Annotated in this window: 13 protein-coding genes; all 13 read right to left on the bottom strand. The window is 38.7% G+C overall.

Annotated elements, in window-relative coordinates:
• Position 1: 1 nt before the first annotated feature.
• Entirely contained in the window at positions 2-982 is a 981-nt protein-coding gene (locus Q1L34_RS08185) for a polysaccharide pyruvyl transferase family protein (RefSeq protein ID WP_180862531.1), read from the bottom strand.
• 20 nt (positions 983-1,002) lie between these two features.
• On the bottom strand, positions 1,003-2,541 hold the full coding sequence (locus Q1L34_RS08180) for a lipopolysaccharide biosynthesis protein (protein WP_180862530.1): 1,539 nt from the start codon (positions 2,539-2,541) through the stop codon (positions 1,003-1,005).
• Complete coding sequence (locus tag Q1L34_RS08175) at positions 2,522-3,607, bottom strand: glycosyltransferase family 4 protein (protein ID WP_180862529.1); 1,086 nt, start codon at positions 3,605-3,607, stop codon at positions 2,522-2,524. The genes Q1L34_RS08180 and Q1L34_RS08175 overlap by 20 nt, the downstream gene beginning before the upstream one ends.
• A 1-nt stretch (position 3,608) precedes the next feature.
• The gene (locus tag Q1L34_RS08170; protein WP_180862528.1) at positions 3,609-4,814 is read right to left on the bottom strand and encodes an O-antigen polymerase; all 1,206 of its coding nucleotides are present in this window, start codon (positions 4,812-4,814) and stop codon (positions 3,609-3,611) included.
• 15 nt (positions 4,815-4,829) lie between these two features.
• On the bottom strand, positions 4,830-5,735 hold the full coding sequence (locus Q1L34_RS08165; protein WP_180862527.1) for a glycosyltransferase family 2 protein: 906 nt from the start codon (positions 5,733-5,735) through the stop codon (positions 4,830-4,832).
• A 14-nt stretch (positions 5,736-5,749) separates the two neighbouring features.
• A complete protein-coding gene (locus Q1L34_RS08160) occupies positions 5,750-6,841 on the bottom strand; it encodes a glycosyltransferase (protein WP_180862526.1) in 1,092 nt (363 codons plus the stop codon).
• Positions 6,842-6,875: 34 nt separating this feature from the next.
• Positions 6,876-8,303: an undecaprenyl-phosphate galactose phosphotransferase WbaP gene (gene wbaP / locus Q1L34_RS08155; RefSeq protein ID WP_180862525.1), complete on the bottom strand. Its 1,428-nt coding sequence runs from the start codon at positions 8,301-8,303 to the stop codon at positions 6,876-6,878.
• A 101-nt stretch (positions 8,304-8,404) separates the two neighbouring features.
• On the bottom strand, positions 8,405-10,549 hold the full coding sequence (locus Q1L34_RS08150; RefSeq protein WP_327204447.1) for a polysaccharide biosynthesis tyrosine autokinase: 2,145 nt from the start codon (positions 10,547-10,549) through the stop codon (positions 8,405-8,407).
• Positions 10,550-10,565: 16 nt separating this feature from the next.
• Positions 10,566-11,000 carry an arsenate reductase/protein-tyrosine-phosphatase family protein gene (locus Q1L34_RS08145; RefSeq protein ID WP_180862523.1) on the bottom strand — a complete coding sequence of 145 codons (435 nt, stop codon included), beginning with the start codon at positions 10,998-11,000 and terminating at the stop codon, positions 10,566-10,568.
• 5 nt (positions 11,001-11,005) lie between these two features.
• Complete coding sequence (locus Q1L34_RS08140) at positions 11,006-12,139, bottom strand: polysaccharide export protein (protein WP_180862522.1); 1,134 nt, start codon at positions 12,137-12,139, stop codon at positions 11,006-11,008.
• A 133-nt stretch (positions 12,140-12,272) separates the two neighbouring features.
• Positions 12,273-13,712 carry a capsule assembly Wzi family protein gene (locus Q1L34_RS08135; RefSeq protein ID WP_327204446.1) on the bottom strand — a complete coding sequence of 480 codons (1,440 nt, stop codon included), beginning with the start codon at positions 13,710-13,712 and terminating at the stop codon, positions 12,273-12,275.
• A 958-nt stretch (positions 13,713-14,670) separates the two neighbouring features.
• Positions 14,671-15,300, bottom strand: a complete 630-nt coding sequence (locus Q1L34_RS08130; RefSeq protein ID WP_180862520.1) for a phosphatase PAP2 family protein — start codon at positions 15,298-15,300, stop codon at positions 14,671-14,673.
• Between the two features lie 473 nt (positions 15,301-15,773).
• Positions 15,774-16,670, bottom strand: a complete 897-nt coding sequence (gene galF, locus Q1L34_RS08125) for a UTP--glucose-1-phosphate uridylyltransferase GalF (RefSeq protein WP_072003726.1) — start codon at positions 16,668-16,670, stop codon at positions 15,774-15,776.
• Positions 16,671-16,790 lie beyond the last annotated feature (120 nt).

Raw genomic sequence — 16,790 nt, 5'->3', positions numbered from 1 at the left:
TTTATTTACTCATAAATGATGTACAAGTATCAATCAGTTCATTAGCATATTTTTCATGCAAATTTTTATTTTGTGGGATATTTGAAAAAGTAATTTTGTCATTTGGGACTTCAAAGTTAATTTTTGAGTTACATCTTGAATCGACATCTATACGATTAAAGAAATCTATCAGCCCATTAAATCTACAATTGTCAAGAATATTTTTAAACCCGCCATTTATAAAAATAACAGGAGTCCCCATTGCCAAACAAGGTAAAGCTGTATGAATTCTAGATGTAATGACAAGTTTTGCTGTACTAAGTTTAGTCAGAAATTCATGAGCTAATCTAAACCCTTCGTCCGCAGTAATATATGGAATGATTTGATCCAAATACTGCGCTGAATCCAATATATTCTTATCAAAGTATCTTTCAAGGATTTTCTTTCTGTGCGTTAGTTCGAATGCCCGTCCGTTCAATATTCTCTTTCCAAAGCGCAGCGGCTTTTTAACTAACTCAGGTAAAGTCATTGAATCATACATAGGATCCACAATATATATATTGTCAGTTATATTATCACGCTTATATGTCTTTCCTAGAGTTAACGTTAAACAGCCAGAATAATAGGCCTTAACTCCATGACTTTCAAGAATGTCTTTGGTATGTATATCTCGACACCCAATGGGTTCGTGTGCTTTCAAATGTTTAATAGTATCTTCTGTAAAGAAGCGCTCAAGAATTGTTGTATTCAAGTGCATTGAAACATATAGAGGTGATATATTTTTACTTGGAGGGAAATTTTCTGGTATATCCATATACCAAGCATTCATGATCATACGAGCCAGATCACCCTCATATGAATTCATATGATCCCTAGAAATGAAAGAGTCTACTTTCGGTAGAAACTGCTTAGCAGCTGTGCTTTGCACATAATCGCCTAAATTTATCCAATTCCTTTTTTTATAAATTTCATTTTCATAAACAATCAAACCGTATTTATTCATAACAACCTCAAAGTATCAATTTAGTATTTTAACTTTAAATAGCCAAATAACTTTCTTTTATCATCACTCCTAAGAATGATAATAAATGTCAGAATAGAAATAACAACAAAATTAGCGACCACCACTGTAAATAGACGTAAAAAACCTTCATCAATATATCTTTCAATACTACAAGAAAGGGCTATGCCAATAAAAGACACCACCGCATACTTAGGTGCTTTCTTAAAGAAATCAACTAGAATTGTTCTCCCTAGTTTATCTTTCACATAGTAAACTCTATAGAGCAGCACACATACAGAACATCCAATCCTGAAAAAAGCTGTTTGTATAACGGAGTAACCATTGAGATACATTAAGGCTGCAACCCCCAACGAACCAAGCATAATAAAAGAAATCATCAACTGATATTTCTTTAACTCTCCAATAGCATATGCAACACTAACATAAGGTCCGGATAGAGAGTCAATTATTATATACAAAGCAATAATTTTTACCAAATCAGGCAATAATGGTGGATATGATTTTAACCAGAGAGATAAAACATAATGAGCTTCAGCAAATAAGGGAATTGCTGTTATAGCAATAACAAAAAAAACTGCACTATGAGAGATCTCAATCATTGAACAAACTTCTTTTTTATCATTTGCCGAATATCTTTGTACTATCTGGGGATTAAATGCTGTCTGAATTGTTCCAGACACTCGACTTAAGGCCATCAAAACTTGCTCAGTTAGAGCAACTGCGCCATTCGCTATTGGGCCAAAATAGTAATAAGTGAGTAACGAGAACCCTTGTGATACTGAGACCAAACTTAGTGAACCGAATAATGACCAACAAGAGAAAACGAAAACATTTTTTATATATACAAAATCTTTTTTAAGATTGAAGTCAAGATAGTAAACAGACAATTTATACTTTGAGTATCCCCAATAAATAAAGAATACTGTCAAATAACCTGAGCAAATGAAAATTGAATACATCACCAATTTTTGATGATATATAACCACTGAAAAAATCACCGTTAAAACCAATCGCAAAACCGCATCCACAATACCAATCTTCGCAAATGCTCCCATTTTTTCACATGCGATCATTGCAGACATAAATGGAGTTTGCATGATTTGGAAAAAAATTGTAACCATTGAAACATGGTACACAATCATCATATCATCAACTCTATCTAACGGAAAGTTTAGTTTATCATATACTAACCACCGGCCAAACATTTCCGCAAGTAAAATTACTATACATGAAATAATAAAATGAGCTTGAACACTAGCATTGAAATATTTCCTAGCTTCATTTAGATCATTTTTCCCTAATGCAAAAGAAATGAATCTTTGTGTAGCTAGGGATGATACACCTTGAATGAATGTCAATATTATTATTATACTACCAATTACATTGTATAATCCAAAATCATAAAATCCTAACGCCTTTAATACTATTCTCGATGTATAAAGAGTAACCCCCATAATTACTAACATGCGAATGTATAATGATATTGTATTCTTCACTATGCTTTTTTTCATTATGAAGTCACTTTCTTTTGATTGCATCTAAAAAATCATCAATCATACTTGACATTAAGGAAATATTATATTTTTTTGATGTTTCATAACCACTATTTATTAAAGAATCTCTGTTATCACTCAAAAAAGCAAAACTGTCTTTCCAACTTGAATATGATTCTGGCTCTACATAAATGGCTGAAGTTGACAATATTTCCTTAAAAACCGGAATATTGGATACTATTACTGGCAATCCTTTTGACATAGCTTCAATCGGAGGGATACCAAATCCTTCATCTTTAGAGGGATAGACAAGGACTGTTGACTTTGTATACAAGTCACCAATTTCTGCATCAGATAGGTTACTTAAAAAAGTCACTCTTTTTTCTAATTTTTCTTTTTTAACTAGCTCAATTAATTCTTGCTGGTAGTTAGTTTTTCCAGAAACCACTATCAGTTCTATTTTATTTTCAAATTTCATGTAGTTAGAGATAAACAGATGCGCATTTTTATGTCTCCAACTAGCCCCAATCATAAGAACTTTATTCATGTCCCTTTCTTTAGAAGTAGGTTTCTCATTGAAACCTAAATTCTCTGTTACTGCATTATATACTACTGAGATTTTATTTTTGTCCAATCCATAAACTGATACTAATTGTTCTTTTACCGCATTTGATACAGTTATAATATGTTTAACTTTTTTGGCAACCCGAGGGATCAAGTACTTAAAATTTAAAAATTGGATCGTTGAATCAGGATACTTTCTTGGCCTTATATCATGGATAGTGATAATTTGCTTACGAATTAATGGCAAAGAATGATGTGTTGTACTCATTATTAGTTCATCTCTATATTTAGCTTTCAACTTTGCAGATAGATAAAAGCTATATAGCAACCAATAGATTGGCCTCAGTTTAGATATTTTTGATGAATTAGCAACAATATCTGGTGTTTTAATAACCTCAACATCAAACGATTTAAAATACTCCGCATTACTTTTCGAACATACTATCGCGGTCAGCATTCTCTTCTTTGAGAGAAGATCAGCAACTCTCTTTGAATACTCCCACATTCCAGTACCACTTTTTCCAATGCGCGTTAGGTTTAATATCATATTATACTCTGTATTTTTTCCTGAATCCTAATTTGAACATAATGTATATCATTATAGCGACAACACAATGTTCCCAAAACATCCACCCATAACCTAATGGTAAAAGGTTTGCACCGCAAAGAAATGCGAACGGTATATATACATAAACATTTTTATTTACTTTTAATGTATTATAAAAAATTCTTAACAAGAATCCTTTAAACCAAAATGAACACATGATAAAGAAGACAGACAAATATCCAAAATCTGCAAAATATTCCCCCATACCAAAAGATGGAACACCTTTATTATCATAAAAACTATCAGGGAAATATTTCCTATCTAAGATCAAATATCCAAAATCAAGCGGTTTATCCGGATAAAGAGCCCTCGGTAACCTTGCAAAGACTTCGCTCTCAAATAAGAGACGTCCAAAATATGGGGACTGATTATTATCAATTAAAAGAGCAAAATTTCTTGTATAGTCAGCATAGTATGACATTGAGGCAAATACAGTATTGAAATCACCTCTAAATGTCATTATAAATACGAAGATAATACCAACTGAAAGAATACTAGCAAGTATGAAAAATTTGCTGAATGAAATTATTTTATTTTCCACATATCGACCATAAATAAAATAATTTACAGCCAGTGTAAACAATGGCGATTTCACTCCATGCAGATATATAAATATAATATTTACTAAAATTAGAAAAAAAGATATTAATTTATTTTGTTTATATGTATAAAAAAGAAAAATTATTGCCAACTGACTAAATAAAATTGATGTAAAAAAATAAACACCATATCCTGTTCTTGTTTTTTCATAAATAACCCTCGGTGATAGGATGTATTGTTTAAATGCGAACAATATTGGTGAGAAAAATAAAAAACTTAGGACTGTAAACGCAAATGCAAAAAATAATAGTTTTGTCTGAGTTGGGTTTAATGGTTCAATTCTCAACTTGGCTGATGTTGAGAAAAAAAAGCCAATTATTAGTGACAAGAATGCCATTGAATAACATATATATATATATAAATAGCTAAAATCACTATAAGGATTTAAAAAATAACCGAGATACATTATCTCTAAGACATAAAACTTTGGTAGCATTGTCAATGCAGTTGGTGTGAAAAAATTTATTGCGCTCTTATGCTTTTTACAAACATACAAATATAGAAAAAACCAGAAAAATGCACCTAGCATTATAATAAATATTTTCATAGCTCAGCCTTAATTTTATTTCCAATATCCTTTATGCATGCTCATTTTCTTAACTAGAGCTACTGGAAACAATGAATAATGACCACCCATTTTTAGTCCAAGAAACTTCATGGCTGTTGATAGTAATGCTTTAATTATTAGGCCAGGCTTATTTCTATATAAATATTTCATTTCACTAATTACAAATTTTTTCCCTTCGCCACCTAATCCACCAGTCAACTCTCTTATCCAAGGCTCTTTTTCGTGAAAAACTCCTATATCAAAATAACGTTTAAACTCATCTACAGCTGTATAATTATGAGAATGATATACTTTAGCATCTGCCATATAGCAGATGCTATACCCCGACTTGATAGCTTTAGCAGCATAAAACATATCCTCGCATAAGATCGTATGGCTTGGGAATCCATCCAACCGAGTGAAAATATTTACCTTATACGCAGAAAAAGAGTTTGACATAAATACTGTTTTAATTCCCTTTTTCTCAATGTCCGATAGAGTGTATTTATATGAATCTTTTGCGTAATTAAAATTACGTGCATGAATTGCTATTGCATCAGCTTCACGATGTGGTAATTGCCTACCATACGCACAAGCCACACTTGGATCGTCAAAACATAAGAGTATTTCATCTATAAATCCAGCACAAGGAATCGCATCTTGAGTCAAAAAAATAACAATATCAGTTTCAGCTATATTCTCGAAAGCTAAATTTCTTGTACCGCCATGATTAAAGTCACTTTTATTAATTTTAACTACATCAAAGCCATTTTCCAGTGCAATGGCAACTGTGTCATCAGTACTACCCGAGTCAATTACTTTTACTATGACTTCTTCGCGTGAATTGAGTCTTATTGCAGTTGCAACTTCTTTCCATTTCTCCCCACCATTATAAGTAGGTATTGCTAAAATATATTTCATTACTACTACCCTAGTTAATTATTTGAATTAAGACATTTTATGATTAGCTTCGAGCATTCTTGATAGGTGTTAAATAGATGGCTTTCCGTCAAATACTCTTTCATCCCATCTCTATTTGATGCTATAACTGGTATATCTAGAGCTATTGCTTCTAGCATAACTAATGGTACACCTTCAAATCGTGATGGGATAAACAGATAATCGCTGTTATAAGCTAAATCCCATGGTTCAGGTGTCCAACCATGCATGTGATATTCTAAACTTGGTAATTCTTCATTACATGTTTTAATGAAAAGACTACGATCCTCACCATCTCCAATAATATTAAGATTTATTCTACTTAATTGTTCAGGGGTCAATAGCCTTAATGCTGACAACATTATGTCGTGACCTTTTTGTTTATAACTCACACGCCCTATGATTGTCAATTTTAGCTTACCCGGCCCCTCTCGATTTTTTTTCAGGTAAGAAATACGTTTTTCTTTGAAAAGGGTCAAATCCCTAACTCTATTCCTAAACACATCGACTATACAAATTTCATTTCTTTCTTTTATTTGTGCTTTGAAAACTTCAGAAATTGTTACAATGTGCTTTGTTCTATTTAATAAATAACTAGCATATAGATCTCTTATTTTAGAAAATCTCTTATGCATTATCTTTGCAGAATGTAGATACGGTAGATATGATATATAATTGATATTCTTACTTATAAGTACTTCAGCAATTGTGCTTCCAATTTCTATATCACCTTGAACTAAAAATATAGAAGTATATTTTCTTTGCAATGCAGTACTAAAGAAATTATTTAATCTTTGTTTGAGCCTCACATTAAAAATTGAGTGAAAAAACTCCAACTTTGGTTGTTTTGTCGGTAAATCAACTATAGCATCGACACTCATTGAACATTCTATTATTAATCGTTTTTTTAAAGAATGATTCGTTGGTTCAATTAAAACTCTAACATCTGCATTTTCAGTAAGACACCCCTTAATTATTTCTAAGGCCATAAGCTCATGTCCTCCTAACATTCGTACAGGGAAGACAAATATAGGTTTATCCCCTAACACCTGTATCCAATATTTATTGCTACTTTCATACTCATTCATATTTCTAAATTTTATCCCGATATAATTAGTAAAATCAGTATGCACCATCTTTTTTCAAAACAACGAGAATTGTTTTGAACAAGATAGCAATATCATTCCACATTGACCAATTTTTAACATACCAAGCATCTAAATATACACGGGTTTCATAATCAACATCACTACGCCCACTGACTTGCCACAAACCTGTCATACCTGGTTTACTTAGGAGATAATAATCTACTTCTTCATTATAACGTTCCAACTCGGCTGTTATAATTGGCCGAGGACCAACAAGACTCATTTGTCCCATAAGAACATTGAATAGTTGTGGCAACTCATCCAAGCTTGTTCTACGTAAAAAATCACCAATACTAGTTATCCTAGGATCGTTTTTTAATTTAAAAGTTGCATCCCATTCTTTCCGTGCTTCCTCATTTGTCGAGATTAAATTATCTAATACCTCTTTCGAATTAATTACCATTGAACGAAATTTTAAACACTTAAATGACTTGCCATTTTTACCTACACGCATATGTCCGTATATTGCAGGCCCCCCATCCTTTTTTACTTTTAATGCAATGTAAATTAGTAACGGTGACAATATTGTTATAATACTAACTGCACCTATAATATCAAATGATCGTTTGATAATCCTTGATGATAGCTTTGCTAAATTCTGTTGAACACGAAAAATCATAACTTCATGGCTAAATATGAATGACATGTCAGTGCTATCTAACGGCATCCCCCTTAAGGTCGGGATAACCGAAACAAATCGATAACCCTTTATCATAAATTCCCTTAACCATCGATTACGTATATCACTTTGATGCGATTCGACTGCTACAATAAATTGTGTTCTTTTATCTATTGAATCTAGCCACTTAACGTCTGTGCTAATTACTGGTAGTCCATCTACCAAAATATAATTTTCATTATCTTTATTTTCAGAAATAAAACCTACAATACGTAATCCCAAATTTTTTTCACTGAGAATTGCCTTGTAAGCATCTTGTGCGTTTTTCCCATCTCCAATAATCCATGTATCCCGCTGCCATAATCCTAACTTATTTAAAACTGCCTTTGTTGCAATTCTGACTAATGGTACTAATGTAATTGCCAACAGCCAAGTAATAATCCATAGAAAACTAGGGAAATACCATTTTGCAAAAGCCATTATTGCAACTTCGAAAACGCCAAAAATAACTAGCGTTCGTAATATTTCTTTTAATTCATACCAAAATGTTTTCCTATAAAAATAATGCCGTAGTCTTATCCCATACCAACCGATACAAGCTAATCCTAGCAACCAATGCAATCCAACCCATCCTTCAATTTGATCATTTGGCATTTCATTTTTCAACTCACCAAAAATAAGCGAGGATATACCCAAAGATAAATAAAGTGACGAAACAAAACTAATAAAATCAGCCAACGCTAATGCAGCACTACTGAGAACATTTTTTGCAAAATGTGTCATAACACCCTCAACCTATTAATTTATTAAGGTGAAGCATATAGATTATTTTTGGGGATATAAGCAAGGACTAAAAAGGCCTTGCTTATATATAAAACGAATTATTATTTCTTATCTGTATATGAATAACCATAGTTATTATAACCATAACCATAATAGCTACTAGCTTTCTTCACTACTCCATTCAAAATACAACCTTTAATAGCAACACCACCTTGTTCAAATCGTTTTACACTGACGGCAATTTCTTTTGCTGTATTTGTCTCAAATCTAGCAACAAGTAAAGAGGTTCCGACATAGCGACCTATGATTGCAGCATCAGTTACAGCTAAAATAGGTGGTGTATCAATGATAACTAAATCATATTTCTCTGATGCCCACTTCAGTAATCCATCAAATCGCGGATGCATTAATAATTCAGCAGGGTTTGGTGGAACTTGCCCTCGGCCAATATAATCAAATGGTGAACTTTGTACTCTTTCAATAACATCTTCAACTGAGGCTAGACCAGACAATACTTCTGATAATCCTTTTGCTTGTGATTGACCCAATATCTTATGTACATATCCTTTACGCAAGTCAGCATCGATAAAGAGTATTTTTTTCCCTGTCATTGCGATTATTGCGGCAAGGTTTGTACTTATAAAAGTTTTACCCGCATTTGGACTTGCACCAGAAATCATTAAAATATTATTTTTCGCTTCCATCATCGCAAAATGCATGCTTGTTCGTAGATTTCGAATAGCTTCAACGGCAAGGTCTGCTGGATTTTCTACTGCCAAGAGGATATCTGATTCATTTCTCCTACGCTTATTCTTAGTAAGATTTCCCGAAAGCCATTCAGATACAGGTACACTTGCATAAACATTTATACCTAACTCCTCCAGTTCTTCAGGAGATTCAATTCCTCTACGTAGAAAAACTCTAAGTAAAACGAGACCTACAGAAAAGAACAAACCAAAAATCAAACCCACTGCAACCACTAAGACCTTTTTTGGTTTTACTGGTTTTGATTCAGTTACAGCATTATCAATAATTCTGACATTACCTATAGCACTAGATTTTGCTATATTCAACTCTTGCTGCCGGCTTAAGAGTTGCATATAAACTGCTCTACCGGATTCTACATCACGGCTTAATCTCAATACCTCTTGCTGAGTAGAAGGCATGCCACTAACTTTCTTATTAAGCTTCGCTTTCTCCGCTTGCAGCGTTTGTCTTTTCTCCATTAAAGCTTTATAAGTTGGATGCTCTTTGGTATATAGCTGCGATATTTCAGCCTCACGAAATGTCAACCCATTAAGTTGATTGTCAACATTAACTATCTGCTCTAAAACAGACTTAGCCTCCATAGTTAAATCTACAGAGTCTTTTTGTTTGCGATAAGCATTTAGTTTGTCTTCAGCTATATCTAACTCACTCCGGACTTGTGGAAGTTGTTCATTTAAAAAATCCAAACTTTTGGCGTCTTGTGCGGCCTGTCGTGATACATTCTGAGCTAGGTAATTCTGGCTAATCGAGTCAAGTATATTTTTTATATGCTCAGGATTATCACCCGTCAATTTTAGCTCTAATATCCCAGTATCTTTTCCCTGATCTGTAACACTGATCAATTCTTGTAGATTGCTGATTGCTTTTAGACGTGTTAGGTATTTTACAGTAAAACGAGTTCCAGGTCTTGCATCCATAGTGCTAACGAATAACGATATACCTTTCTCATCTAATAATGTTCCAACCTTTCCATTAAACTCACCATTATCAGTTTCTACACTATAGCTATTTTTATCTTTTACTGTTAATGTAATTTCAGGTTCATCACCCGATATAAATATGTGTGTGATATTAAGACCTCCAGATTTATCACCATTAATTTGTGCGATCCCTCGTCCTAAAATCGGGAAATACTTTTCCTGTACCTCTGCTTGTAGATTCAAATCATCTACCGTCTTCCCTAATACCATTCGAGATTGCAGCAACGCAATTTCAGGCGCTGACTGTGGTTGACTATCCGGAAGCATTTGGCTAAGGCTTTCTAAGATTGCGTTGCCTTGCTTCTGTTCTACCTGGATTAGAGCATTAGCTTGATATATTGGAGTTGCCATTAAGGCATATAACACGGCCAACACAGTGAAACCAGCCGTTATTGAGATTACTAATTTCCTATGGTCAATCAGTTCACCAATTAGGCGTCCTAAATCGATCTCACCTGAATCAGGTGAAGAGGACTTATTATTTAGTTCTGATGTCATGCAATATTTCCCTGAATTATCTACCCAATTTTTGAGTCCAAAGCTTGCAGCTTTGATGTATTAATTGAAATACAGATTCAAATGCCTCATCACTTTTCCTGTAAGGATCTGGAATTTCTTTTCCATTAAGCCAATGCCCTAGCAACATTGTTTTTCCACGTATCTCCGGAGAAATACGTGTGACCTCTTCAAGATGGGTATATTCCATCACTAATATCAAGTCATACTCACGACCTAACCTTACTGTGAATTGCCTTCCCTTATGATCTTTTAATGATAAGCCATGCTTTTCAGCTACTTTAATAGCAGAAGGATCCGCAGGATGATCAACCAATGCTCCAACACCAGCTGAATCTATCTTTTTGTACGGTAATAATTCACGTAACAATCTTTCTCCGATTGGTGAGCGACATATATTTCCAGTACAAATAACGAGGATTGAATCAAACATAGCTATCACCAAGTTCGAATAAATTTCGCAGTTTCAGTCATATCATGCACACCGCTAATTGTTGGAACCAATTGAGATATTACCCGATTCCAACGGACCAATGGAGCTGTTGTGACATACACAATATCATAGGGCTGCAACTGAAATTCTGTACCCAAAACCATCGCTGAGGCATCCTGCGCATTTAGCTGATAGATATTAGCAATTTTCCCTTGCTTATCTCCTTTCAACTGACGGACAACGAACACACCTGTAGCATCGCTGAATGCTTGGGACATCCCTTCAGCATTGCCAATAGCTTCAGCCAAAGTCATACCGCTGCGATCCATCTTCATGGTACTTTGTTTCCCGACCTCTCCCATTACGAAGACCTTCAGATCGTCGTTACGTGGTACAAATAAAATATCGCCAGGATACAAGAGATGGTTCTGGCTTAAATCACCTTTCTGCATTAACGCATAAAGTGAGATTTTTGTATCTTTACCATTATGGGTCAATACGACATTTCGCCAGTCGGCATCTGGTGCCAGCCCACCTGCATTATTGATGGCATCCATAACGGTTAGCGGAATATTAGTAATAGGCTGCTGGCCAGACTTGATGACCTCGCCTGTAACATAGGCTTTTTGTGAACGGAAAGCAGCTACACTGATATCGACTTGAGGACTTTCAATATAGGTTGTCAGACGACTTGCAATGATTTGTCTGACTTCAGCTAATGTTTTTCCCGCAACCTGAACCTTACCAATATAAGGATAGAAGATGGTTCCATCAGCATTTACCCAGTTGCCGGTATCGCTGGCACTGCGGTATTGCCCGGCTGGTGTCGTTAATTCGGGATGATCCCATACGGTTACCATCAGCACATCGCCCACACCAATGCGATATTCATAGTTTTTCAGTAAACTATCTAGTTGCGGATTCGGCTGAGCCATCACAGTAGGCATACGTAGTTGATCGATCAGCCCTGGCGTCATCGGATAGACGTTAACCAGTTTATCCAGGTCATAATCGCTATCCGGTAGTTCAACCACATTCTTACGCAGGCTGTTCAATCCCTGACCAGGAATTATGGTACAAGCCGATAAAAAACTTATTGCCAATGCCAATGCCGAAAATCTAACCATTTTTTTCTTCATAATGTCACATCATCAGTAAACTAAAATTTGCCAATGCCTGAGCTACATATCGTCCACCAGTTTGTTCCTGTCTGGCTGCACGCAGAGAATGGTAGGCTAAACACCATTCTCCTGACTTCCTGTAGCATCTAGCCTATAAACTAAATGGGATCTCGATCCCGGCGCTTGCGCCAACATCATCGCTATCGCTATGGTCCGCATTGGTATACCACAGCGACGTATTCAGACGAACGGTCTTATAGACATCCCCACTCCACCCCAACTGTACACCTTTCAATGTGTCGGAGTGCGGGAATGCCTTATTAATTGATTGATCCTTCGGGTTCACTTTGGCATAGACCAGACGCGTACTCCAACGCTGATTATCTTCGGTAACCAGTTCAACTTTGCCGGCAAACAGCTGCCCGTCTCCCCCCATAGCATCACCTAGCGGATAACCCTGCTGATAATAGCCATCGGTATAAATATGGTGGGTATAGCTGTAGTTTGTTCGGCTCATATTTGTGCGCGTGTCGTGGGCTTCCACATACCAGTTCACCGCATCTTTCCCCCAGCCATGGTGACCTTCCACACCACCAAGGTACATATTAGCGGATGGCAAGAAACCTGATTCATCCTCACCAATCATCTGACCATATAAGCTAACTGGCAAACCGAGAGTCGGTTCTAGTTTCAGCTTAAAGTCAAACCCTGCCAGCTGATTGCCAGGCTCATTCTGATCGTTTGCCGTTGTATTGTCTTTCCCGGTAAAACCATCCCAGAAATTACTCAGCGATTGCGGGCGCCCCTCTCCTCCCCACTGCATGATTCGCGAAGCCCCCAGTTCCAGAGACTGGAACGGCGAGAAGGTCAAACGGCCGCCGATAATCTTGGCATGGGGTACCGCCGTGTACTGGTTCATCTGGCTGGCGGAAATCTGATACTGCCAGGGGCCAATCCAGCGTAGCCACCAGGTTTCCGGGGCGGTCTGTTCAGCGCGCTGCATCAGAAATCCGGTCATTGGTCTCGCAGCATCCCCGCGGATCAGGCTCCCTTCATAGCCTGGCCCCCACCACTGCGGCATCTGGCCAAACGACAGCCACTGGTTCCAGAATTTTACCGCGCCGTACGCGCCGTTGGCATTGAAACGGGAGCCATTGCTGATACGCTCACCGCCTTCAACATTGCCCTGCAGATGAACATCCCACCAGTCGCCGCTGTTATTAAAGGCCAGCGATAGCGAATTATCTGCCGGTTGGCTTTGTGCAAAGCCCTGCGGTGTTCCCGGCTGATCGGTAGAGGTGTAGCCGCTGACGCGGAAATCAGCCTTTAATGAGGAAAGCCGCTGATTAATACGCGCCAGCACCACCTGTTCAGAAGAATAGGAGGGTTTGGCCTTTTTTAACGCCCGGGTAATCTCTTCCTGACTCAAGGGCCAGGTCGAAAGGCTAAGCTGGATAACTCCCCGGTCAGAAAGCCAGGAGAGATCGTTGCGCAGTTCGTTATCATTGAGTACCAGACCAGAGGCATAAACCTGCGCACTCATCGATGTAAACAGCCCCAAAGCAAGTGCAAGACGCGCGATTTTCATCATTATACAAGATCCATTTTTAGCCCCGTTTCCGCAAGCTGGCGAGTCATGGGGAATATGAGTTTAGGGAGCGCACGCTGACGCCAGTCGTAGTATGTTTGTTCAGCAGTGATGATGCAATAAGCAGTCCCTTCGAACGTAATCAGCCACGCACTATTTGAATTATCAGTGCCACAGTCAAAACGCCAGCGACGCCCCTCACACCGATCGCTGCCGACCCTGGACATGAGCTATCTCAGGTCAGACAGAGGGATAAAACGCTGTTGAGTCAGAAAGAGTGCCGATTATATACGGTGCTTGCGGATAATCATCCGTCGCAACCGGTTTTAGGAATTTAGAACATATAGAAGATGACTGCAGAATTGACGCTGACGGTTTCGATACGCTACCGCCCTTGGCTTAACAGCTACCAATGCACTGTACTTCATTTATACATTTTTGCTGGCGCAGCGCCCGCCGGATTATTAGTCACTGACAATATTTTAGCGGCATCAAGTTTACGAGATTCTGCCGGCAAATGGGAGTAAAAATGACAACTATTCGCTTATAAAAACAACCAAATCTTACTCCTCCGACAAGCGGACGACATCACAATAAGATTGTTTAATAATATCTCGCTGTTCCAGCCAGCGAAACTTACTCATGCACCAACATAAAATTAACATCATGTTTTTTAAGGATTTTACTGACAAAATAAACTAACCCTTCAAATTGTCATCACTTTCGTCAACTACAAAAATTAATACCTTTCATTCACTTTTTATACTTGACAAAGATAATTTAACTTCAGGTATCATGCGCTAGCTGTCTATTTAGGATTGTTCTCAGCCACGTTATTTCCTGTGCCAGCAAAACATTGCTGCAGAATGTAGTATCAACTATTTATTTCATGAATATGAATGTGCGAGGCCGGCAGTGATTCTATTATTTTCGCTGGTCTCATTCATTGTCAGCAGCACACTCAGTAAAAATGCTTATGCATATCCGCCCGGGTAAAGGGTTTTTCCAGCGGACCAATCTTGACGGCAATTTCGCCCAGCAGTGACTGGGTCGGCGCTTTAGTGCCAATATTTAGCAATACGACGGGGATGATAATCAGACTGAGCACCCCGCCCCAGGAGAGCTGCGCATCGACGACACGTGATGAGTTCCGCTGCAGCAGCAGAAACAGCGCGCTACCGCAGGCGCCAAGCAGCAGCCCGGCAATCACTTCTGATGGGGAGTGGGCATGAATCGCCAGACGGGAATACCCCACGAGGCCAGCCAGCAGATACCCCATCACCATGGCAGTCCGGCGTAAAGCAACGCTACCGCGAGCGCAGAGCAGCCATAAGAAGATAGGCCAGAAGGCGGTAGATAAAGCGGTATGCCCGCTAAAACCGGTGAAATCTAACTCGCGGATGCCGATGCCCCAGCCCATAAACGCCAGTTTTGATGCACTGACGATGGCGCCGGTAATACCAAACAGCAATCCCCATTGCCAGGCAATCTGTCTGGAAGGCCTGCGCAGAAATAAAACCATGAACACGGCTGCCGCGCTGGGTAACAACACGGTACTATCACCAAAAAAAGAGACCCACTGCCAGTTCATTTATTTTTCATCCTTTGACGATTTTCCAGTTCGCAGCGCCTTTGTCCATGACGTTGGTATGGGCATACACATCCGATAACTTCACATTTTTATGCATGCATCACTGTTGTTTAATGCGTAAGCATGATCTCAGTCAAGTTTTATTTTTTTATGACAGCCAGCGGCAGGCATATTTTTTTAAGAAGATTCCGACTAACTCATTATTAGCACACATAAAATTATGCTACTCCGACCATTCCATCACAGGAGGGCCAGCACAGCAACCAGATGTCTCTGAAGTCGCTTTTTGTTTACACATTAAGCGTGTTTCAGCAAATCAGCATAACCATCTGATTTATATTGATTAATATTTATCTAAAATAGCCTTATTTAATCCGCAGGGCTGTCTACAGAAGCATGCAACATCGCGGACTTAAGCCACATACTTCTGTAAACCCTACATTTTCACACTTCTGAAATCCGGCAGAGCCTATTTACGCGAGTAACTTCTTAATGCTCTCGCGGAATTTCGTGCCTTCTTTGTGGTTACGCAGCCCGTAGTTTACGAAGGCCTGCATATAGCCCATTTTTTTCCCGCAGTCGTAGCTATCGCCGGTCATTAGCATCGCGTCAACGGGCTGCTTCTTCGCCAGTTCCGCGATCGCATCGGTCAGCTGAATACGGCCCCATGCGCCAGGTTGAGTCCGCTCCAGCTCGGCCCACACATCGGCGGAAAGCACATAGCGTCCTACGGCCATCAGATCGGAATCCAGGGTCTGCGGCTCGTCAGGTTTCTCGATAAACTCGACGATCCGGCCAATCTGCCCTTCTATGTTCAGCGGGTCTTTAGTCTGGATCACGGAATACTCCGACAGGTCGCCGTCCATTCTCTTGGCCAGCACCTGGCTGCGCCCGGTTTCATTAAAACGGGCCACCATCGCGGCCAGGTTATAGCGCAGCGGGTCAGCGCTGGCATCGTCCAGTACGATGTCCGGCAGCACCACAACGAACGGATTATCTCCGACGATCGGGCGCGCGCAGAGAATAGAGTGTCCCAGCCCCAGCGGCTGCGCCTGGCGTACGTTCATGATAGTCACGCCCGGCGGACAGATTGCCTGTACCTCAGCCAGCAGCTGACGTTTAACACGCTGCTCAAGCAGCGCTTCCAGTTCATAGGAGGTATCGAAATGGTTTTCCACGGCATTCTTAGACGAGTGGGTAACCAGTACAATTTCCTTGATGCCTGCCGCCACAATCTCGTCGACGATATACTGAACCATTGGCTTATCAACGATTGGCAGCATCTCCTTCGGAATCGCCTTGGTGGCCGGCAACATATGCATCCCCAATCCGGCTACCGGAATAACTGCTTTCAAACTTGCCATTCTCATATCCACCCATATAGTGATAAATCTTCGATACCCGCCTGATTACAGGTTCCCCTGGTATCAATCTATGATATTACCGTTTTGCTATCAGTCCGACTTCCAGCAAAATTCCGAAACTACATG

The sequence above is a fragment of the Klebsiella ornithinolytica genome, assembly GCF_030505655.1.
Classification (GTDB): Bacteria; Pseudomonadota; Gammaproteobacteria; order Enterobacterales; family Enterobacteriaceae; genus Klebsiella; species Klebsiella ornithinolytica.
The sequence above is the reverse complement of the archived record's forward strand: the minus strand, read 5'-3'. Positions and strand labels throughout refer to the sequence as shown.

Excerpts from the sequence above, each read along its gene's own strand:
- Q1L34_RS08180 (WP_180862530.1), bottom strand. The coding sequence starts at position 2,541 with ATGCAATCAAAAGAAAGTGACTTCATAATGAAAAAAAGCATAGTGAAG.
- Q1L34_RS08150 (WP_327204447.1), bottom strand. The coding sequence starts at position 10,549 with ATGACATCAGAACTAAATAATAAGTCCTCTTCACCTGATTCAGGTGAG.
- Q1L34_RS08140 (WP_180862522.1), bottom strand. The coding sequence starts at position 12,139 with ATGAAGAAAAAAATGGTTAGATTTTCGGCATTGGCATTGGCAATAAGT.
- Q1L34_RS08130 (WP_180862520.1), bottom strand. The coding sequence starts at position 15,300 with ATGAACTGGCAGTGGGTCTCTTTTTTTGGTGATAGTACCGTGTTGTTA.
- Q1L34_RS08145 (WP_180862523.1), bottom strand. The coding sequence starts at position 11,000 with ATGTTTGATTCAATCCTCGTTATTTGTACTGGAAATATATGTCGCTCA.
- Q1L34_RS08175 (WP_180862529.1), bottom strand. The coding sequence starts at position 3,607 with ATGATATTAAACCTAACGCGCATTGGAAAAAGTGGTACTGGAATGTGG.
- Q1L34_RS08160 (WP_180862526.1), bottom strand. The coding sequence starts at position 6,841 with ATGAATGAGTATGAAAGTAGCAATAAATATTGGATACAGGTGTTAGGG.
- wbaP (WP_180862525.1), bottom strand. The coding sequence starts at position 8,303 with ATGACACATTTTGCAAAAAATGTTCTCAGTAGTGCTGCATTAGCGTTG.
- Q1L34_RS08135 (WP_327204446.1), bottom strand. The coding sequence starts at position 13,712 with ATGATGAAAATCGCGCGTCTTGCACTTGCTTTGGGGCTGTTTACATCG.
- galF (WP_072003726.1), bottom strand. The coding sequence starts at position 16,670 with ATGAGAATGGCAAGTTTGAAAGCAGTTATTCCGGTAGCCGGATTGGGG.
- Q1L34_RS08165 (WP_180862527.1), bottom strand. The coding sequence starts at position 5,735 with ATGAAATATATTTTAGCAATACCTACTTATAATGGTGGGGAGAAATGG.
- Q1L34_RS08170 (WP_180862528.1), bottom strand. The coding sequence starts at position 4,814 with ATGAAAATATTTATTATAATGCTAGGTGCATTTTTCTGGTTTTTTCTA.
- Q1L34_RS08185 (WP_180862531.1), bottom strand. The coding sequence starts at position 982 with ATGAATAAATACGGTTTGATTGTTTATGAAAATGAAATTTATAAAAAA.